Raw genomic sequence first — 20,469 nt, 5'->3', positions numbered from 1 at the left:
CGCTGAAAAATTTCAGGAAAGCGAAGTGCCAGTCCAAGTCGATAATGTTGATAACTACTTCCAAACGACAGAAATTAAGTTGATGTTGGCGATGTTAAATATTATTGATAATCCGCACCAAGATATTCCGCTAGTAGCGGTATTACGTTCACCAATGTATGGTTTCAACGAAAATGAACTGGCCTATTTACGAATTAATACTAAGCAGGGAGATTTTTATGGGACTTTAACGGGCTTTCGAAACTTGTATGAAGCAGAAGCTAAAGGTGTTTCTAAACTTTTCAAGTTTAAGAATGCGAATAAGGATAATTTAAAATTCGAAACTGATTTATATGCGAAAGTGGTTCGTTTTTTGGATGATTTAACCACCTTACGAGTTCAAGCACGCCGGGCCGAAATCGCGCCTTTAATTTGGTCAATTTATGAAAAGACCGGTTTTTTAGACTTTGTGACGGGAATGCCAGGTGGTAAGCAAAGACAAGCTAATTTACACGCTCTTTATGAAAGAGCCCAAGCCTACGAGCAAACTAACTACCGTGGAATTTTCAGATTTTTAGGCTTTATCAAGAAACTCCAGGAACACGATAAGGATTTGGCAGAAATTAATCAAGAAGATAGTGAAGATGCGGTTCATTTTATGACAATCCACAAAAGTAAGGGATTAGAATTTCCGGTGGTTTTCGTAATTAACACTACTAAGCGTTTCAATCAACACTCTTTAACAGAACGTTATATCTTGGACGATGACTTGGGGCTAGGAATTCAATACATCAGTCAAAAAATCAGTGATGATGGGCAGTTAGAGTTTTATTTACAACAAACCACCCCTGTTTATCAAGTCATTCGAGCTCAAAATGAAAAAAAGATGCTAGCCGAAGAGATGCGTAAGCTCTATGTGGCTTTGACGCGTAGTGAGCAATATTTATATCTTGTAGGTGAATATAAGGATCAGGCGACGGCTTTGAAAAAATGGCTTGTTGCTAAAGATGATGAAGCTTTAGTTTTAGAGCGAACCCACCGTCAAGCTTCTAAAAATTACTTAGATTGGGTGGGGATGGCCCTGGTGCGTACACCACATTTTCAGAATCACGTAATGCTGGGGCAGGATCGCTTAGCAGATTTAGTCGCAAGCGAAGCAATCGACTTAGACGTCGCACAAGCAGAAATGATTCCTGCTGATTTACAAGCAGATTTTGCAGTCGAATTTTGGACAGACGCAGATTTAGCAGCTCAATCGGTAGTTGTTAAAGAAGAGAAAACGCCAAGTTTAGCAGAATGGCAAGCAACTTTAGGTCAAGTAGTACCTAAGGATAATATAGAATTGCAAGCTATCCGCGAGGTTCTGGACTTTAAATACGAGCAGACCGCTAAAACTCAAACAGCAGCCTACCAAGCAGTAACCGATTTAAAGCCTTTTTTCGCGGACCCAGATATGAATCAGATGCAGGCAGTGGATGTTGATAAACTTACTTTAGGGATTAAAGCGGACTTTCAACCTAGTCTTCAGACCTTTAGTCAGCCTGAATTTATGACAACGGAAGAGAAAATTACTCCAGCGGCAGTTGGGACAGCGACGCACCTGGTTTTTCAAAAACTCACTTTAGACAAGGAACCGGATTTAGTAGCGATTGAAGCGGTGATTAAGCAGGCTGTTGCAGACCGTTTGGTTACGGATAAGGTAGCAGAAAAAATAAATCGTGCCGGAATTTTAGCCTTCTATCAAAGTCCATTAGGTCGAGCTATGATTGCTAATCATAGTCAAGTTCACCGTGAAGCGCCATTTTCATTGCTGTATCCGGCGGGTAAAATTTTTGCTGATTTAGGTGATGATGACCAGCCCCTTCTAATTCACGGGATTATTGATGGTTACTTTGTAGATACTAAGGGAAAAGTAATCCTCTTTGATTACAAGACTGACCATGTAGCGGGGGAAGCCGGACTGGAATCTTTAAAGCAAAAGTATCAAGGACAAATGAACCTCTATGCCTTAGCTTTAGAAAGTATTACGGGTCAAAAAGTCGCACATCGCTATCTATATGCTGTAGCTGCACAAAAAGTTATTGAAATTTGATTAAAATACCCTATAGCAGGGTATTTTTTGTTATGATGTAGTAGTAAAGAATTTTTGAAAGGAAGAAACGCGATGCGGATTGAGAAGACGAAGTTAACTAGTCCAGATTTTGCCAAAATTCAGACCACTTACTATGAAGCCTTCCCTAAGGTGGAACAGTTGCCAATGTGGTTTATGAAGATGATGGTACTACGGGGACGAGCTGAGTTTGTTTCAATTTATGATGGCATCAAATGGGTGGGCTTTATGTTCACTATTTTAGATGCTCAAACAGCCTACATCTTCTTTTTAGCTATTGGAAAAGATTATCGATCACAAGGTTATGGGAGCCGTTTTTTGGATTTGGCTAAACGGCGCTATATCCAAAGAAAACTTGGTCTCAGTGCTGAAAGACCCTTACCTTGGGCACCGAATAATGAACAAAGGCAGCGTCGACAAGCCTTTTACGCGCGTAATGGTTTTGAAAAAGCAGGTTTTTATACTCAAGAAGCAGGAGATGAATGTTATGACTTTTTGACAGTAGGAGCCGATTTTCCTGCGCAAGATTATGTTAAGTTGATGGATTGGGCAATGTTTCCTTTGCGAATGCGTTACCTGCCCTTGACTGTTCGACGCGATGATGAACCAGCACGACAACCACGGAAGTTATTGCAGGGTTAAGAAACTTGAGGTGATTACATGCATATTCACACTAATAAAAAATTATTAGCTAAAGCTCAATTACTGGTAGCTAATAAGCCGTTGGAAATCGAACTACGGCAAAAGCGCAAGCGTAAGGTAAAGGTTCAAGCTTATACTGACTGGTATTTAACTGAAGCTAAATTTTATGGAAAGGAGAGTTTGGTCTTAGTCCAACCCGACCTGAAATTGTATCTACCGTTAGCTAAAGATGACGATGTGTTGGCAAAAGCCTTGTCCATTTTACCATACATGTTAAACAATACCATGGTGCCAGATATAACCATTAATAACTATCTTGACGCTCTATATAATGGGCGTGAAATTGAATTTGTGGTAGATGAGCAAGCTTATCAGCTTCCTGAGTTAAAAGAACCTGAAAATTCCGTTTATGAAGATGTGTTTGATACTGGTCTTAACTTATTTGAGCGGTTGAAGGCAATAGGAAGTAGTGGGGCTTTAATATCGGCTTTTAACAATCCTAATCAAACAGAGTTTGCGGTCACTCTTTTAAGTCAGACTTATCCTCAAAGGGCGAAAAAGCCAAGTCGTAAATTTGCTTACATGGATATGGAAGCTAAGTTTCAAGACTTTCGTACTTGGCAAGCCGTAGAATTTAAGCCGATCCAAGATATTAGTGCGGTCAAAAAGGAAATTATGGCTAATAATGTAGCGGTCATTGCACAGTTTTTAGAAACTGATTTACGTTTGGGATTACCTGATAAAATTGTCGGAGACCTTGTGAAATCTTATCTCAATGACTACCTGTTAATTAGCGATTTTCGGATGGCGACTTCCAACTTGAGCGACCTAGCCATGTTTGTCTGGGAGGTAATTGACGGTGAATTACAAAAAGACCCTTACGTGGCTCTAGATGGAATTGAGATGGTTCAAGAAATTTTCCGGAAATTCTACTTGTTCTTGACTAGGACAGGGATGATGACCAAAGCTGATATGAAATATGTGGACCAAGCTTTAGAAAATGCGGTTGCATGGGTAGAAGATGAACTTGAAATAGAGTCAAGCATGCTAAATGAAACAGAATCGGGTATGTTAAACGATGTAGAATTTAATGAGATATTAACCGAACTTGAAGGAATGCCAGTGGAATTTCGTGAGATGTTGCTCCAGATAATGCCTCCGAGAGCACAAAAAGTATTTGAAACCGAACTGGACCGGTGTAAAGTGCACCAAGACGTTAATGATAAACCCTACATGAAAATTCGGAAGAAATAGTTAACTTTTGGGGTTGATATGTTATAATGAGAGCGGACAGGTTCAAAAATTAAAATGTGAAAAAGTACAAGGTCCCCCTCCTTAGTGGGACCTTTTAATTTGAAAGGAAGAAAGAAACGTGAAATATTTTGGGACAGATGGTGTACGTGGGGTTGCTAATGAGAGCTTAACTCCAGAGCTTGCCTTTAAATTAGGTCGCTGTGGCGGATATATCTTAACCAAGCACGCAGAAGGTCGAACACCACGCGTACTTTTAGCACGTGATACGCGAATTTCAGGGCAAATGTTGGCTCAAGCCTTAACCGCTGGCTTATTGTCAGTGGGAATTGAAGTCTTTGATTTGGGTGTTATGACCACCCCTGGGGTAGCTTACTTAGTGCGGACTGAAGATATGGATGCGGGAGCAATGATTTCTGCTTCCCATAACCCTGCACAAGACAATGGCATTAAGTTTTTTGGTAATGATGGTTACAAATTATCTGATGAAAAAGAAGCCGAAATTGAAGCATTATTAGATGCTGAAGTTGATGACTTACCACGGCCATCAGCTCAAGGTTTAGGCACGATTTCCTCCTACAACGAAGGGGTTATGAAGTACCTACGCTTCTTACAAAATACAATTCCTGATGATTTGTCCGGATTAAATGTTACCATTGATGGAGCTAACGGGGCAACTAGTGCTTAGTAGCGCAATTATATGCCAATGTAAATGCCGAATTTACTACGATGGCGACCCATCCTGATGGAATTAATATCAATGATGGTGTGGGCTCAACCCATCCTGAAGCATTGGCTAAATTTGTAGTTGAACAAGGTGCTGATGTTGGTGTGGCTTATGATGGTGATGGTGACCGCTTTATCGCAGTTGATGAACTAGGTAACATTGTTGATGGTGACAAGATTATGTACATTTGTGGGAAGTACTTGGCCGAGCAAGGACGGTTAAAGCAAGACACAATTGTAACGACAGTTATGTCTAATATTGGACTTTACAAGGCCATGGCGGCTCACGACTTGAATTCTGTGAAAACTAAGGTTGGCGATCGTTACGTGGTTGAGGAAATGCGGAAGTCAGGTTACAATCTTGGGGGGGAGCAATCCGGTCATATTGTCTTCTTAGACTACAATACTACTGGTGACGGGATGTTGACTTCCTTACAACTTTTAAATGTTATGAAGCAAACCGGCAAGAAATTGTCTGAATTAGCTGCTGAAGTGATAACGTACCCCCAAGAATTAGTAAATGTACGCGTAACTGACAAGCAGGCGGCTTTAGATAACCAAAAAATTAAGGATGCTATTGCTCAAGTGGAAGAAAAGATGGCTGGAGATGGTCGTGTCTTAGTGCGTCCTTCTGGAACGGAAGATCTTTTACGAGTAATGGCTGAAGCTTCTACGCAAGAATTAGTACACCAATATGTACAAGAAATTGTTGACGTTGTGCAAGCTGAAATGGGAATTTAATGTAAAAGAATCGTAAGTTAACTTGCGGTTCTTTTTTAAAGATGAGGGGGTGTAGGTAATGGCGACGCATCATGGTGAAGTTTTTGAGGGGTTGGTCGTATCGCGTCAAAACTATAAGGAACGCGATATGCTTGTCAAGATTCTAACTGACCGTTTCGGTTATAAAACTTTTTTTGTTCGTGGTGTACGTAAGCGAGGTTTCAAAATGGGAGCTGCAATTCTGCCTTTTACCCGCGGAACTTATATTGGTAATATTAATGATGTGGGCTTATCTTTTTTGACTGCTCCTCGTGGCTTACAACAATATCAGGCTATTAGTGAAGATATTGCGTTAAATGCCTATGCGACTTATATTTTAGCCTTGGCCGAACGAGCGTTTGGAAGTGACACCATCTTGCCTGGCTTATGGTTTGAAAAAATTATCGAAGCGATTTGGTTGATTGATACTGGTAAGGACCCGGCGGTGGTGACTAATATCATCGAAGTCCAATTACTAGCGGCTTTTGGGGTAGCACCGCAGTTAGCTGGTTGTGTGGTTTGTCAAAAGACCAGTCGGCCTTTTGATTATTCAGAAAGTTATGGCGGACTCTTATGCCCACAACATTATCACTTGGACCCACATCGTTTGCATCTAGATCAAAGAACGATTTATTATTTGCAGGCTTTTTCCGTTTTGGATTTAAAAAAGTTAGGCAAAGTGGAGCTAAGGGCAGAGACCAAGCAACGCCTGCGGCAGACGCTTGACTTAATTTATGATCATCAAGTTGGAATCTATCTCAAAGCCAAGAAATTTTTGGACCAGATGGATTCGTTTGCGGGCATGTTTCACCCGTTACCCAAAAAAGATTCTAAAGTTGACGATGGTTGAGGCTTGACAATGGTTAGAAATCAGCTATACTATACTTATTAATATTGCTACGGTGATGAAAGAAGAAACTGTGAAGGAAGTCTTAAGCGAGCCTGGTGGGTGAAAGCAGGTGACTTTAAAGCAGTGGTGGCACTTTCGGAGTTGCGTGAATTAAGGTGCTAGGCTGTGCCTAGAAGTAGGGTGGAACCGCGATTATCGAAGATCGTCCCTATATGACCAAGTGGCGTCATATAGGGACGATCTTTTTTATGATGCTGGCTTAGTTGTTTTCGAAAATCGAACACACAGAAAGGAATTTTTTCATGACGAAGAAATTATCAGTGCAAGAAATTATTTTAACCTTGCAACAATTTTGGTCAAAACAAGGCTGTATGTTAATGCAAGCTTATGACACGGAAAAGGGTGCGGGAACTATGAGTCCTTTCACTTTTTTGCGGGCGGTTGGACCTGAACCTTGGAATGTGGCTTACGTGGAACCTTCACGTCGTCCAGCCGATGGTCGTTACGGGGACAATCCTAACCGTTTGTTCCAACACCACCAATTCCAAGTCTTAATGAAGCCTAGCCCCGCAAACATCCAAGAATTATATCTGGATAGTTTGAAGGCCCTAGGAATTAACCCAGAAGAACATGATATTCGTTTTGTGGAAGATAACTGGGAAAACCCTTCTATGGGTTGTGCCGGTGTTGGTTGGGAAATCTGGCTTGATGGGATGGAAATTACTCAATTTACCTACTTCCAACAAGTTGGTGGTTTAGAAGTTAAGCCAGTAGCGGCCGAAGTGACCTATGGTTTGGAACGTTTGTCTTCTTACATTCAGGATGTTGACAATGTCTTTGAACTTGAATGGACAGATGGGGTTAAGTATGGTGATATTTTCAAGGAACCGGAATACGAACACTCTAAGTATGCCTTTGAAGAATCTAACCAAGAAATGTTGGCCAAAGCTTTTGATGTTTATGAAGAAGAAGCTAAGAAGCAAATTGCCAATGGTTTGGTGCACCCAGCCTACGATTACATTTTAAAGTGCAGTCACACTTTCAATCTTTTAGATGCCCGGGGGGCGGTTTCCGTAACGGAAAGAGCGGGTTATTTATCCCGGATTCGCAATATGGCCAAATCTGTGGCCAAGGTTTTTGTGGCGGAACGTAAGAAATTAGGCTTCCCATTGATTAAAGATGAAGCTTTACGGCAAGAATTGTTGAAGGAGGAAGACTAGGATGGCACACACATTTTTACTAGAAATTGGTTTGGAAGAAATTCCCGCTCACGTGGTCACACCTTCTGTGAACCAATTAGTGGCTAAGGTTGAAAATTATTTAAAAGAAGAACGGTTAGCTTTTGACAGTGTCTTACCTTTTTCAACACCAAGACGTTTAGCAGTTAAGGTGACAGGGTTAGCTGATAAGCAAGAAGATATTTCCACCGAAGCTAAGGGCCCTGCTAAAAAGATTGCTCAAGATGCTGAGGGTAATTGGACTAAAGCAGCGCAAGGCTTTGCTCGTGGTCAAGGTTTAACCACGGATGATTTATTCTTCAAGGAATTAAAAGGGGTTGAGTACGTCTACGCCAATAAGTTTGAAGCAGGGAAATCCGCACTAGAAGTTTTAGCTGGCATGAAAGAAGTGGCGATGTCCCTTAAATTCCCAACTATGATGCGTTGGGGGACAAATGACTTTGAATACGTCCGTCCTATCCGTTGGTTAGTAGCCTTACTTGATAATGAAGTGGTAAACTTTGATATCTTAGGTACCAAGACAGGACGGGTTAGTCAAGGTCATCGTTTCTTAGGTAAAGAAGTTACATTAAATTCAACTGACGACTATCCTGAAGCTTTATTAGCTGAATCAGTAATTGCGGATGCGACTAAGCGCAAGAATATGATTCGTGGACAAATCAACGATTTAGCCCAAGAAAATGGCTGGAAGGTTGATATTGATGAAGGCCTCTTAGAAGAAGTTAATAATTTGGTGGAGTGGCCAACGGTTTTTGCGGGAAACTTTGACGAAAAGTACTTAGCTGTCCCTGATGTGGTTTTGATTACTTCCATGAAGGATAACCAACGCTATTTCTACGTAACTGATGCAGCAGGTAAACTCTTACCACACTTCATCGCTATCCGTAACGGGAAGGACGCCTTCTTGAACAATGTAATTGCCGGAAACGAAAAAGTGTTAACGGCACGTTTGGAAGATGCGAAATTCTTCTTTGAAGAAGACCAAAAACAATCACTTCAACACTATGTTGACCGCTTGGACAAGGTGATGTTCCACGATAAGATTGGAACTTTGGCCCAAAAGATGCAACGGGTAGGTCTCTTAGCGCAATTCTTAGGTCAAAAGTTAGGTTTATCTGACCAAGAATTAGCTGATTTAGCTCGGGCAAGCCAAATTTACAAGTTTGACTTGGTGACAGGAATGGTTGGCGAATTCTCCGAATTACAAGGGGTCATGGGCGAAATTTATGCTAATCTCATGGGTGAAAATGCGGTGGTGGCTCAAGCTATTCGTGAAGAATACATGCCAACCAGTGCCGAAGGTGTCTTACCAGCTTCCACGGTGGGGTCCGTACTTTCCATAGCTGACAAGTTGGATAGTTTACAAGCCTTCTTCAGTGCAGGCATGGTACCATCTGGCTCTAATGACCCTTACGCCTTACGACGTCAGACTTTAGGAATTATCCGTATAGCCTTGGCTAATAATTGGCAATTATCAGTGGATGACTTAATGGATGCGGTGGCCTTTGCCCAAGGTAAAGCGCATGATCTATACGCTAACATTGATCCCGCAACGAATGCTCAAGCTTTACGCGACTTTGTAGCGGATCGTCTCCACCAAATTTTGGCTAACGACCACTACCGCCACGACGTCTTAGAAACGGTAGTAGCTAACATGGCGAATACGTTTGTTGATGTTAGTCAAGCAGCCAAGACATTGACTGCCCACTTGGATGATGCAGACTTTAAGGAAACAATTGAAGCTTTGACACGGGTGGCACGTTTGGCAGACAAGGCTGACTTAAGTCAAACCTTAACTGTTGATGAAAGTCTTTTTGAAAATGATAGCGAAAAAGCTCTGTTTGCTGCTTACCAAGTACAAAAAGAAGCTATGGAAGCTGCAAATGACTATGACGCTAAATATCAGGCTATTCATGCTTTGAAGGACGCCATTTCAGCTTACTTCGAAGCAACAATGGTTATGGTTGAAGATACAGCGGTGAAGAACAACCGTTTACATCAATTAGTTTTAGTTAAGCAATTAACTCAAAACTTTGGTGACTTAGCTCAATTAAATGTAAAATAAAGCAAAGAAATCCTCGCCGGAGCCGGTGAGGATTTCTTTTAAAAAATAAGTTATTTAGTTGACAACTAGTATATACAAGTGTAAAATGAATTATGCTATTAACCTAGCATAAGCTTCCTTATAAGCTTGAGCCTTATTAGGCAAATCACATATGTTATTATCTGCGCTAGATCCTCCCTTGATCTAGCGCTTTTTAAGCATCCTTTAAATTGAGGTAATCTTCCAGGTAAAGGGCGAGTCCATCGTGGTCATTGTCGACTTGAGTAATATCATTGGCAATCGATTTGAGTTGTTCTGTCCCATTTTGCATAACCACCCCGTGGCCGACGTAGTCAATCATAGCATAATCATTGTGTTCATCTCCGAAGGCGATGATATCTTGACGCTTGATACCGTAGTGGTGGGCTAAGAACTCAACGCCATGAGCCTTATCAATACCTTTTGGTGAAAGTTCCAAGATGGGGGTGGGTCCACCCCAAACGCCGACATTGATATCTTGACCATAATCTTTTTCTAATTGTTTGACCGTGTCTGGTAATTGCTCTTTGTCAACTAGCATTGTCATAGCAGCGGGGTCCTCTTGTAAGTTCAGATGATTAAGTACTTGATGGGCTTCCAGTTTGGCAGGGAAGAAGTCGTCGATAAAATTATTAGGCTGGTCGGCTAGATTCATGAATTTACCTTCCGCCGCAATAACTTTGAGCCCTAGACGTTTCTTGTCTGCTAGGAGGTTGAAAGCAATTTCTTTAGAAAAGGTCACTTGATATTCTTTATCCCAGGATTGGTGTGGAATATGACCAAGAGCGCCGTTAAAATTAATCAGAGGTGTTTTCAATTCCAAGTAATCATAGATATCTCGGGTCATACGGTAGGGTCGCCCTGTTACAATGGAGACGATATGACCTTGGTCCTGCACCTTTTGCAGAACTGCCTTAGTTTTAGGACTAACTTGGGCTTGCTTATTTAAAGTCGTACCATCAAGATCAATGGCAATTAGTTTAGTTTGCAAGAGATTCATCCTTTCACATAAGTAGTTTTTGCAAATTATAGCACAAATCTCCGATAGGGGTAAAGGGATGCCTAGGAAGTTTGACACTTTGCGTTTTAGTTAAAGGATTGTCGCTGGCTTGCTAGAGTTTAAGCAATCCGCTAAAATAGAAAAAGTAAGCTAATGAGAAAATGGGTGATAAAATGATTACAATCCAAACTAAAGAAATTATGGGTCTACCATTTTTAGAAGTGGTCAAGCCAGAATTAAAACAAACAGCAGCTCCTTTAGTTGTGTTTTACCATGGTTGGACAGGCTGTAAAGAAGAAGTCTTGGGCCAAGCCTTAGAAATCGCTAAGCATAACATTCGGGTACTTTTACCGGATGCCTTATATCATGGTGATCGACAGGACGGGCAAGTTGAAAGCCACCAATTAGAATTTTGGCAGATTGTGGTTAATTCAGTTAAAGAATTTCCGCAATTAGTGCAAGCCTACCAAGAAGCAGACTTAGTTACACCTAAGCAAATTGGGGTAGCGGGAATGTCGATGGGTGGGATTACTACCAATGCTATCTTCACCCTTTATCCTTGGGTCGATGCTGCCGTTTGCTTAGAGGGTACACCACAGCTGATGAAGTTTGCTCACTATTTAATTGAAAACCTTCCGGGTGATCTAAACTTAGATCCTGCTTATATCGAGGAACAAATTTCGCGTTTGGCAGTTTTAGATTTGTCTCAACAAGCGAAAAAAATTGCTGGTCGGCCCTTACACTTTTGGCATGGTACCGCTGATTCCACAATTCCTTTTGAAGTGACTTGGGATTTTTATCAAGATGTTAAGGCTTTTTCTTATGGTAGAAATGTAACTTTCACGGCTAAACAAGGTGGTGTGCATAAGATTAAGCACGAAACTATGGTTGAAATGGGACAAAAATTTGCGGAGTATTTTGGAAAGTAGGCTGAATGGTGTTTAAGAAAAAATTTTTAATTGTGGTGGCCGCAGCAGTTTTAGCTTTTATCTCGGCATTTGCTTTTTATCAAATTCAAGAAAAAGATGTGGTTATCCGTCTGGATAATCATAATTTGTCCCAGGATGCTTATCGAATGAAATTTAAAGCAGGTACCAGTCTGGCCGAAGTTGTTACTAAAACACGAAAAAGTACTTTGAAGGATGTGCAACTTCACTTTCAAACACAGCAAAAAAATGTTACTTACTTTTATGGAAAAGGTAACTTTGCAACACCACCAATGATTTCAGGAAATTTCTTTTCTCAGGCATCCTTTGTCTCTGACGTGCCAACAGCTGTTGTCGGTAAGAATTTAGAAAAGCAACTCTACAAGCCTCAAGCGCAAGCGTATATTAAAATTAAGGGTAATTATATTCCTGTCATTGGAATTATGGGGTCCAAGTACCACTCAGAATTAGATCAGCAAATCTTTATTGCAGTGGCCCCGGAAAATCTTGTGCAAAAAAAAGCTAATGCCTACCACGTTTTAATTGATGGTAAGAATCGTTTGGAAAAAGCAGATATTAAACGGGCTTTTCATCCTCGAAGTTTCAGACACGTATCTTATGGAACCTTTATTATCGCCAAACGCACCTGGATTAAGGAACATAGTACCCAAGTCCTGATTTTAGTAGGGGTAGTAGTTGGCTACTTAATTTTATTGCTGATTTGGTTCTTTACCAGTCGCAAAAACTTCCAGCAACTACGCTTTCTTAATGATGACCGCCAACGTTTTGTTTTCCAAGAATGGGAATTTTATACTTTATTTATCGGTTTGGGCTTAGTTCTAGGTACTATAGTAGGGATGATGATTTACTCCATGACTTCTTATAGTTGGTTATTGATTTTTAATGGGGGAGGCATGCTAATAGACAGTTTGTTCTTCCTCTGGATTTTAAATGTGAGGGTTAAGAGATGGTAAAGTTACCAAGTGAATATCAAGAAAAATATTTAAAGTTATTAGGTCCGGTTGAAGGTCAAAAATTTTTGGACAGTATTGATGCTAAGGTTCAGAAAGGTTTTCGACTTAATCCCTTGAAGGCTAACTATCAAGAAGTAGCCTATGATTTGTCTAATCCAACCCCCCATGTGCCTACGGGGTATATCGGGTCCGTTTCAGGGCGGTCATTAGAACACCAAACAGGTTATGTCTATAGTCAAGATATTTCCGCTATGTATGTAGCTCAAGTTGCTGATGCTCAACCAGGCGAAAAGGTACTAGATTTATGTGCAGCACCTGGAGGGAAATCCACGCAATTAGCTGAAAATATGGCTAATCAAGGTCTTTTAGTTGCTAATGAAATTAATCGTAAGCGAGCAGCTATTCTGGCAGAAAACTTGGAGCGAGCCGGGGCTTTGAACACTATAGTGTTAAATGAATCGCCTCAAAACCTAGCGTCTGTTTTTCCTGGGTATTTTGATAAAATTGTAGTCGATGCCCCTTGTTCAGGGGAAGGGATGTTTCGCAAAGATCATGACGCTATTAAGTACTGGCATGCTGATTATCCAGCGGAATGTGCGGTCTTGCAGAAGGAAATCTTAACAGAAACTATGCAAATGTTACGACCAGGGGGGACTTTAGTTTACTCAACCTGTACGTTTGCCCCAGAAGAAAATGAGCAAATTGTGGCCTGGCTCTTAGAAAGGTATCCTTATTTAGAACTGGTGCCGATTAAACGTTTTGCAGGGATGGATGCAGGCCGTCCTGATTGGGCTAATGGCAATCCCGACTTAACAAAGACCGTGCGTATGATGTTTCATCATTTTCAAGGTGAAGGCCAATTTGTGGCGAAGTTGGTTGATACGCGGATGCCAGAAGTAGCAGCTAAACCTCAAAAAAAGAAAAAAGCCAAAGGGAAAAGAACTAACCACATCGGGCTTAGTGGCCAACAGTTTGATTTGTGGCAAGATTTTGCTCAAAAATCGGGATTGAAATTGGAAATTTCCAAGTCAGACTTACGTTTGTCAGGTGACTATCTTTACTGGTATCATAAAGACTGGCCTGATATTTCGCGCTTAAAATTTATGCGCCCCGGTATCATGTTAGGAGTCTTTAAGAAGAACCGCTTTGAACCAAGTTATACTTTAGCTTTGGCTTTACAGCCGGAACAAATTGAACGGGTTTTGGAGGTTACCAAAGAAGAGTGGCAAGCCTATGTTGCTGGCAATACCTTGACGCTTACTCAACGGCACCCAGTGGGGTGGTATTTATTAGTTTGCGAAAAGAAACCTTTCGCTTTTGGTAAAGTTGTTGACTTGACAGTCAAAAACTTCTTCCCTAAAGGCTTGCGTTTTATCGGTCTTTTAAATAATCAAGAACTTTAAAGTTGAGCCTTCCTGTTTTTGGCAGGAAGGCTTTTTGTTGTTATAATAGAAGAGAAATTAAAATAAAGGAGGGCGGAAATCATGTTTACCCCAATTGATGTGACCTCAACTTTTACTTTATTGGAAAGCAATCTCAAAATCAGTGACTATGTGGCCCGGGGCAAAGAGCTAGGTTATCGTTCTTTGGCTTTAAGTGATGAAGATAATCTTTACGGTGCTTTGACTTTTTACCAGGCCTGTCAAGCGGCCGGGATTAGACCTATTTTAGGTTTAAAATTAAATCTAAACTTTGTAGGTTCTAAGGAAAACGTACTTTTTATTGCCCTAAACCAGGCTGGTTATCAAAATTTATTACAACTTTCATCTTTGAAGTTAACCCAAACTGATCGACGAGAAGCCTTAACTTGGCGAGAATTAGCGCCTTATCTGGCAGATTTAGCGTGATTATGCCTGATGAAGCTAGTCCGGTTGCCAATCGCATGAATAATGGTCATTCAGAGACTGTTGGGACCTATTTAAATGAAGTATATCAATATACCACTGAACTTTACGTGTCAGTTAGTCCCCAAATGTCTTTGATTTACCGAGAGACCTTATTAGCAGAAGTTGCAAAAACTAGCGTCAAATTAATTGCCGGTGCTCCGGTACATTATTTAACAGCTCAAGATGCCTTTCATGTTAAGGTTTTACGTGCTATTAAAGACGGAAGTAAATTAAGTGCTGAAGATTTAGAAAAGAAAGAACCCGGAAAAAATTGGTTACGCCCGGTTACTGAGTACGCAGGGGCCTTTAAACAAAATGGTCTCAGTCAAGCCTTTGAAAATAACCAAAGTTTGGTAGCCAAAGTTGACCTACATTTGGAATTTCCGGCCATGCGCTTACCGGTCTATCCTACCCCGCAAGGTCAAGCGGCTAAAGATTACCTAACAGAACTTTGTTATCAAGGCCTTGAAGTACGTTTGGAAGCGGAAGCTTGGAAGCAGCATCGTCGTGCCGATTATACTGCACGTTTACAACATGAATTAGCAGTTATTAATCGCATGGGCTTTGCGGATTATTTCTTAATTGTTTGGGACATCACCAATTTTGCTCACCAACAAGACATCTTACTTGGCCCGGGTCGGGGGTCAGCGGCCGGCTCATTAGTGGCTTATGTTTTAAAAATCACTGATGTTGATCCCTTACAATACGGACTTTTATTTGAACGTTTCTTAAATGAAGAGCGTGCCCAAATGCCTGATATTGACTTGGACTTACCTGATAATCGTCGTGACCAGGTGATTGCTTATGTACATGATAAATATGGTCATCAACATGTAGCACAAATTATTACCTTTGGTTCATTGGGAGCCAAGCAAGTTATCCGTGATGTTGGACGTGTGATGGGTTTTTCTATGACTGAAACAGACCGCATTAGTAAGTTGCTTACGACAAATCAAAAGCTTAGCGAGGCTTTTCAAGAAAAAGTGGCTCTATCTAATTTGATTCAAAGCAGTCAAAAACTCAAATTGCTATGGCAGACAGCTTTGGCGTTGGAAGGCTTACCGCGACACTTTTCTACTCACGCTGCCGGGATTGTTTTGAGTGATGAGGATTTAACTCAAATTGTGCCGGTCCAATTAGGTAATGACGGCATCTTACTGAGTCAATATGCCAAAGGGGATGTTGAAGCTGTTGGTCTTTTGAAAATTGATCTTTTGGGTTTGACCAATTTGAGTCTATTAGCCAATGCCTTACGCCTGGTTGAATACGGTTATAAAGTTAAATTAAGTCAGATTCCTTTGGATGATTCTGAAACCCTTGCTTTATTCGCCCGCGGTCAAACAACCGGGATCTTCCAATTTGATTCTCGAGGGATTCGTGGAGCCTTGCGTCAAGTTGCGCCAAGCAGTTTTGAAGATGTGGTTGCGGTCAATGCCCTCTACCGGCCGGGACCTATGCAAAATATTCCGGAGTTCGTGCAAAGAAAGCAGGGCCAAAAGCAAGCAGAAAAATTACCGCCAGTTTTGGGGCCGATTTTAAATCCCACTTATGGCATCATGGTTTATCAAGAACAAGTTATGCAGGTTGCTACAACTATGGGGGGCTTGACTCTTGGACAGGCCGATAACTTGCGGCGGGCTATGTCTAAAAAAGACCACGTTGCTATCACTAATTTACAGAATCTTTTTATACAGGGAGCCCTTAGGCAAGGTTATAGTCAAGAAATTGCTCAGCAAACCGCTGATTTTATTGCTCGCTTTGGAAATTATGGTTTCAATCGTTCACATGCTGTTGCTTACTCCAAGATGGCTTTTGAACTTGCTTATATTAAAGTTCATTATCCGGCAGCTTTCTTTGCGGCACTCTTAAATAAGGTGGCTGGTGATAGTCAAAAAACAGCGGCTTCATCCAAGAAGCTAAGGAAAGACAGATTAAAATTCACCTACCAGCGCTCAATCACAGCGCTTATAGTCATATTTTATTGGGGCAAACTATTTATTATGGGCTTGGTAATATCAAAGGAGTCCGACGGGATTTAGTTACGGAAATTTTACAGGAAAGGAAAAGGGCTGGTAATTTTCAAAGTATTGCAGATTTTACCCAAAGAATTAGTGATAAGTGGGTAAAAAAAGAAATGATTTTACCATTAATTTACGCTGGAGTCTTTGATGATTTTGAAAATGACCGTAATAAGGTTTTGCAAAAAATTGAAACCTTATTGGAAAAGCAGAAGTTTTCTGGACAAAATGAGCTTCTAGCTAAATTACTAACACCAAAAAAAAGCCTTAAACTCGCAGATACAGACCGGCTAGAAGCCGATGAATTATTATTGAAAGAAGCCGAAGTTTTGGGGGCCTACATTTCTCACCATCCGCTCGATAAGTATCGTCAGTTAGCTATAGTAGAACATACTGTTCCACTGATTAAGTTACAAGCCAATCAGCCAGCTAAGGTTCTAGTTTATCTGCAAGGAATACGTGAAATTACTGATAAAAACCATCGTAAGATGGCTTTTCTAACGGTAGCTGATCAAAACTTGCAATTAGAAGCGATTATTTTTGCTAGGGAATATGAACTTTTCAGTCATGAAATTAATAATGAAAATGGTAAAGTTTGGTTAATGGAAGTTAAACCCCAATGGCGTAATGATCAAATGAATTTGATTGTTAATAAAATGTATCCCGCCCGAAAACTAGAAACTCAATGTTGGTATTTACGTTTTGATGAACATGTGGATCGGGCTTTGAAAACCAAAGTACTAGCGATTTTGCAACACTATAAGGGGCAAACACCGGTAGTGGTTTACGATTTAGCCAAAGGTAGCAAGACCTTACTAGGCCGGCAATATTGGTTGCGCAAAGATACTAAGATTAAAGAAGAACTTACCTTTTTACTGGGTGATGAAAATGTGGTTTTAAAATAGATGAAAATTTTTGAAAATACCATTAGAAAATCCTCTTTTTACAAGACATTTTTATACAAAAGTGGTAATATAATTGGTGGAGGATGTAGTTACTACTGAATTTAAACTTGAGGTGAAGAAATGAAACGCATTGGTATTTTAACTAGTGGTGGCGATTCCCAAGGTATGAACGCAGCCGTTCGTGCAATCGCACGTTCAGCAATGCATGCTGGTCTTGAAGCCTACGGGATTAACCTAGGTTACAAAGGCCTTGTTGAAGGTAACGTCTTCAAGATGGACTCTTTGGCAGACCTCGACGGTATTATTAATCGTGGGGGGACAATTCTTCGCTCTGCACGTTTCCCAGAATTTGCAGAAGAAGAAACACAACTCAAGGCGATTGAAATGCTTAAGAAATTAGGCATTGATGCTTTAGTTGTGATTGGTGGCGATGGTTCATACCACGGTGCCATGAAGTTAACTAAGCACGGCTTTAACTCAATTGGGGTTCCCGGTACTATTGATAACGATATTCCAGGAACTGATTTTACAATTGGTTTTGATACAGCTGTGAACGTAGCAACTGATGCCTTAGACCGAATCAACGATACTGCTCGTTCTCACCAACGTATCTTCGTGGTGGAAGTAATGGGCCGTGGCGCTGGTGACATCGCATTATGGTCAGGGATTGCGGCAGACGCAGATGCCATTGTTATTCCTGAACGTGAATATGATATCAAGGCAATTGCTAACAAGTTAACTGAAAACCGCAAAAATGGTAAGGACAACGGTTTAATTGTTGTGGCTGAAGGAGTTATGTCTGCTGAAGAATTCAAAGCAGAACTTGATAAGTACGGTGACTTTGATTCCCGTGCTGTAACTTTGGCTCACGTACAACGTGGTGGGGTTCCTACTGCTAAAGACCGTGTCATTGCTAGTCAATTAGGTGATTACGCAGTGCAACTTCTCTTAGAAGGTAAGGGTGGTATGGCGGTTGGTATCCGCGATGGCAAACCTGAAGCACATGACATCATCGATACTTTGGAAAATCACAAACACAAGACAGACGTTTCGCTTGCAGATTTAAACGACCGTCTTCGTTTCTAATCCACTTGCTAAAAGCGTAGAACTTATCACAAAAACTCTAAAGGAGAGATTTTACTCATGAAAAAAACCAAGATCGTAAGTACACTTGGACCAGCCAGTTCAGATTTAGATACAATTGTTAACTTAATCGAAGCCGGCGCAAACGTATTCCGTTTCAACTTCTCACACGGGGACCACGAAGAACACATGGGCCGTATCAACCTCGTGCGTGAAGCCGAAAAGAAGACTGGCAAGGTTGTTGGTATTATGCTTGATACAAAGGGTGCGGAAATCCGTACTACTGTACAAGACACTGAAACTGGTAAATTACACTTTGCTATCGGTGATGTAGTTCGTATCTCAATGGACGAATCATTGAAAGGTAGCCAAGAAAAGATTGCAGTTACTTACCCAGGCTTATATGATGATGTTCATGTTGGTGGTCACGTTTTATTTGATGATGGCTTGATTGACATGGAAATCACTGAAAAGGATGAAGCTAACCGCGAACTTGTATGTAAAGTCTTAAACGAAGGTACTTTGGGTTCACGTAAGGGTGTTAACGCTCCTGGTGTTTCTATTAACTTACCTGGTATTACTGAAAAAGATGCTGATGATATTCGTTTTGGTTTAGACAACCAAATTAACTTTATTGCTGCTTCATTTGTACGTAAGCCACAAGATGTTTTAGATATTCGTGAATTATTAGAAGAAAAGAACATGAACCATGTTCAAATTTTCCCTAAGATTGAATCACAAGAAGGTATTGATAACTTTGATGAAATTATCAAAGTTTCTGATGGTTTGATGATCGCTCGTGGTGATATGGGGGTTGAAATTCCAGCAGAAAACGTACCAATGGTACAAAAGAGCTTAATCAAGAAGTGTAACGCTCTTGGTAAGCCAGTGATTACTGCTACACAAATGCTTGACTCAATGCAAGAAAACCCACGTCCTACACGTGCCGAAGCTTCTGACGTTGCTAACGCCGTATTCGATGGTACAGATGCTACTATGTTATCTGGTGAATCAGCAAACGGTGACTACCCAGTAGAAGCTGTTGCTACTATGGCTCGTATTGACGTCAAGGCAGAAAATGCTTTACGTGCACACCGTAACTTTGATTTAAACCAATTCGACAAGACTGATGTGACTGAAGCTATCGGTCGTGCCGTTGCTGAAGCAGCAAACAACTTGAATATTAAGGTTATTGTGGCTGCAACTAAGTCTGGTCACACTGCACGAATGATTTCCAAGTACCGTCCAGATGCTGACATCTTGGCAGTTACTTTCGATGACAAGACTCGTCGTGGTTTAACTATTAACTGGGGTGTACAACCTGTTTTAGCTGAAGCTCCTGCTTCAACTGATGAAATGTTTGCGGTAGCAACTGAAGAAGCTAAGAAGTCTGGCCTTGCTAAGGAAGGTGACTTAATCTTAATCACAGCTGGTGTACCAGTTGGTGAAGAAGGTACTACTAACATCATGAAAATTCAATTAATTGGTTCAAAATTAGTTGAAGGCCAAGGTGTTGGTGACGAAACTGTTGTAGGTAAGGCAGTTATCGCTAACTCAGCAGCAGAAGCAAATGAAAAAGCTGTTGAAGGTGGTATCTTAGTTGTTAAGTCAACTGACAAGGATTACCTTCCAGCTATTGAAAAATCAGCTGCTTTAATCGTTGAAAACGGTGGCTTAACTTCACACGCAGCTGTTGTTGGTATCTCAATGGGTATTCCTGTTGTAGTTGGTGCTGCTGATGCAACTTCATTGGTTGCTGATGGTGAAGTCGTAACTGTTGACTCACGTCGCGGTATCGTTTACCACGGTGTTTCAAACGCCCTTTAAGATTAAGCAATATCAACGTTTCTAGCGCTTTATAACACGCTAAGCTAGAGGATGCAGTAGTAGCCTTTTGAGATTTCTGCACACCTCACACAAAGCTATATAACGAATTTCAGGACTGTTTAGTATAAATTATATGCTAAATGGTCTTTTTGTTGTTCTTTACGAATCGCTGTATTTAACAATTTTTAATCAATCTAAGAATTCGAATTTGG

The 20,469-nt window shown here is 40.9% G+C and carries 15 protein-coding genes and 1 pseudogene; 15 read left to right on the top strand and 1 reads right to left on the bottom strand.

The window, feature by feature from the left end; genetic code table 11:
• Positions 1-25: 25 nt before the first annotated feature.
• The 7 genes and pseudogenes from JCM10991_RS14435 to glyS all read left to right on the top strand — a co-directional run bounded on the left by JCM10991_RS14435 (position 26) and on the right by glyS (position 9,620).
• On the top strand, positions 26-2,071 hold the full coding sequence (locus tag JCM10991_RS14435) for a 3'-5' exonuclease (protein ID WP_051527961.1): 2,046 nt from the start codon (positions 26-28) through the stop codon (positions 2,069-2,071).
• A gap of 54 nt (positions 2,072-2,125) precedes the next feature.
• Positions 2,126-2,731, top strand: a complete 606-nt coding sequence (locus tag JCM10991_RS06100) for a GNAT family N-acetyltransferase (protein WP_162149494.1) — start codon at positions 2,126-2,128, stop codon at positions 2,729-2,731.
• A gap of 18 nt (positions 2,732-2,749) precedes the next feature.
• A complete protein-coding gene (locus JCM10991_RS06095; protein ID WP_025020865.1) occupies positions 2,750-3,985 on the top strand; it encodes a hypothetical protein in 1,236 nt (411 codons plus the stop codon).
• 118 nt (positions 3,986-4,103) lie between these two features.
• Positions 4,104-5,449: pseudogene (gene glmM / locus JCM10991_RS12860) on the top strand (phosphoglucosamine mutase).
• 58 nt (positions 5,450-5,507) lie between these two features.
• On the top strand, positions 5,508-6,317 hold the full coding sequence (recO, locus tag JCM10991_RS06085) for a DNA repair protein RecO (RefSeq protein ID WP_025020864.1): 810 nt from the start codon (positions 5,508-5,510) through the stop codon (positions 6,315-6,317).
• Positions 6,318-6,619: 302 nt separating this feature from the next.
• Positions 6,620-7,537 (top strand): glycine--tRNA ligase subunit alpha, encoded by a 918-nt coding sequence (gene glyQ, locus JCM10991_RS06080; protein ID WP_023859383.1) that lies wholly within the window; start codon positions 6,620-6,622, stop codon positions 7,535-7,537.
• 1 nt (position 7,538) lies between these two features.
• Complete coding sequence (gene glyS, locus JCM10991_RS06075; protein WP_025020863.1) at positions 7,539-9,620, top strand: glycine--tRNA ligase subunit beta; 2,082 nt, start codon at positions 7,539-7,541, stop codon at positions 9,618-9,620.
• 193 nt (positions 9,621-9,813) lie between these two features.
• Here the strand turns inward: glyS and JCM10991_RS06070 are convergent, their stop codons facing one another.
• Positions 9,814-10,629: a Cof-type HAD-IIB family hydrolase gene (locus tag JCM10991_RS06070; protein WP_025020862.1), complete on the bottom strand. Its 816-nt coding sequence runs from the start codon at positions 10,627-10,629 to the stop codon at positions 9,814-9,816.
• Positions 10,630-10,811: 182 nt separating this feature from the next.
• Between JCM10991_RS06070 and JCM10991_RS06065 the strand changes: the two genes are divergently transcribed.
• The 8 genes from JCM10991_RS06065 (at position 10,812) to pyk (ending at position 20,257) form a co-directional block, all read left to right on the top strand.
• Positions 10,812-11,567, top strand: a complete 756-nt coding sequence (locus JCM10991_RS06065; RefSeq protein ID WP_025020861.1) for a dienelactone hydrolase family protein — start codon at positions 10,812-10,814, stop codon at positions 11,565-11,567.
• Between the two features lie 5 nt (positions 11,568-11,572).
• Positions 11,573-12,538 carry a hypothetical protein gene (locus tag JCM10991_RS06060; protein WP_023859379.1) on the top strand — a complete coding sequence of 322 codons (966 nt, stop codon included), beginning with the start codon at positions 11,573-11,575 and terminating at the stop codon, positions 12,536-12,538.
• Complete coding sequence (locus JCM10991_RS06055; RefSeq protein WP_025020860.1) at positions 12,532-13,941, top strand: RsmB/NOP family class I SAM-dependent RNA methyltransferase; 1,410 nt, start codon at positions 12,532-12,534, stop codon at positions 13,939-13,941. Before JCM10991_RS06060 ends, JCM10991_RS06055 begins: the two co-directional genes overlap by 7 nt.
• 81 nt (positions 13,942-14,022) lie before the next feature.
• Complete coding sequence (locus tag JCM10991_RS15695; protein WP_225349927.1) at positions 14,023-14,385, top strand: PHP domain-containing protein; 363 nt, start codon at positions 14,023-14,025, stop codon at positions 14,383-14,385.
• Positions 14,346-16,463 (top strand): DNA polymerase III subunit alpha, encoded by a 2,118-nt coding sequence (dnaE, locus tag JCM10991_RS15690; protein ID WP_225349926.1) that lies wholly within the window; start codon positions 14,346-14,348, stop codon positions 16,461-16,463. The genes JCM10991_RS15695 and dnaE overlap by 40 nt, the downstream gene beginning before the upstream one ends.
• The gene (locus JCM10991_RS15685; RefSeq protein WP_263640292.1) at positions 16,406-17,347 is read left to right on the top strand and encodes a helix-hairpin-helix domain-containing protein; all 942 of its coding nucleotides are present in this window, start codon (positions 16,406-16,408) and stop codon (positions 17,345-17,347) included. The genes dnaE and JCM10991_RS15685 overlap by 58 nt, the downstream gene beginning before the upstream one ends.
• A 120-nt stretch (positions 17,348-17,467) precedes the next feature.
• Positions 17,468-18,433 carry a 6-phosphofructokinase gene (gene pfkA / locus JCM10991_RS06045; RefSeq protein ID WP_023859376.1) on the top strand — a complete coding sequence of 322 codons (966 nt, stop codon included), beginning with the start codon at positions 17,468-17,470 and terminating at the stop codon, positions 18,431-18,433.
• 57 nt (positions 18,434-18,490) lie between these two features.
• Positions 18,491-20,257 (top strand): pyruvate kinase, encoded by a 1,767-nt coding sequence (gene pyk / locus JCM10991_RS06040; protein ID WP_023859375.1) that lies wholly within the window; start codon positions 18,491-18,493, stop codon positions 20,255-20,257.
• The last annotated feature ends 212 nt before the right edge of the window (positions 20,258-20,469 follow it).

The organism is Ligilactobacillus equi DSM 15833 = JCM 10991 (assembly GCF_000615765.1).
GTDB classification, from domain to species: Bacteria; Bacillota; Bacilli; order Lactobacillales; family Lactobacillaceae; genus Ligilactobacillus; species Ligilactobacillus equi.
Note: the sequence above shows the minus strand (reverse complement) of the source record. Positions and strands in the feature narration are given on the sequence as shown.

Coding starts and splice junctions, on each gene's coding strand:
- JCM10991_RS06095 (WP_025020865.1), top strand. CDS start 2,750: ATGCATATTCACACTAATAAAAAATTATTAGCTAAAGCTCAATTACTG.
- recO (WP_025020864.1), top strand. CDS start 5,508: ATGGCGACGCATCATGGTGAAGTTTTTGAGGGGTTGGTCGTATCGCGT.
- glyQ (WP_023859383.1), top strand. CDS start 6,620: ATGACGAAGAAATTATCAGTGCAAGAAATTATTTTAACCTTGCAACAA.
- glyS (WP_025020863.1), top strand. CDS start 7,539: ATGGCACACACATTTTTACTAGAAATTGGTTTGGAAGAAATTCCCGCT.
- JCM10991_RS06065 (WP_025020861.1), top strand. CDS start 10,812: ATGATTACAATCCAAACTAAAGAAATTATGGGTCTACCATTTTTAGAA.
- JCM10991_RS06060 (WP_023859379.1), top strand. CDS start 11,573: ATGGTGTTTAAGAAAAAATTTTTAATTGTGGTGGCCGCAGCAGTTTTA.
- JCM10991_RS06055 (WP_025020860.1), top strand. CDS start 12,532: ATGGTAAAGTTACCAAGTGAATATCAAGAAAAATATTTAAAGTTATTA.
- JCM10991_RS15695 (WP_225349927.1), top strand. CDS start 14,023: ATGTTTACCCCAATTGATGTGACCTCAACTTTTACTTTATTGGAAAGC.
- pfkA (WP_023859376.1), top strand. CDS start 17,468: ATGAAACGCATTGGTATTTTAACTAGTGGTGGCGATTCCCAAGGTATG.
- pyk (WP_023859375.1), top strand. CDS start 18,491: ATGAAAAAAACCAAGATCGTAAGTACACTTGGACCAGCCAGTTCAGAT.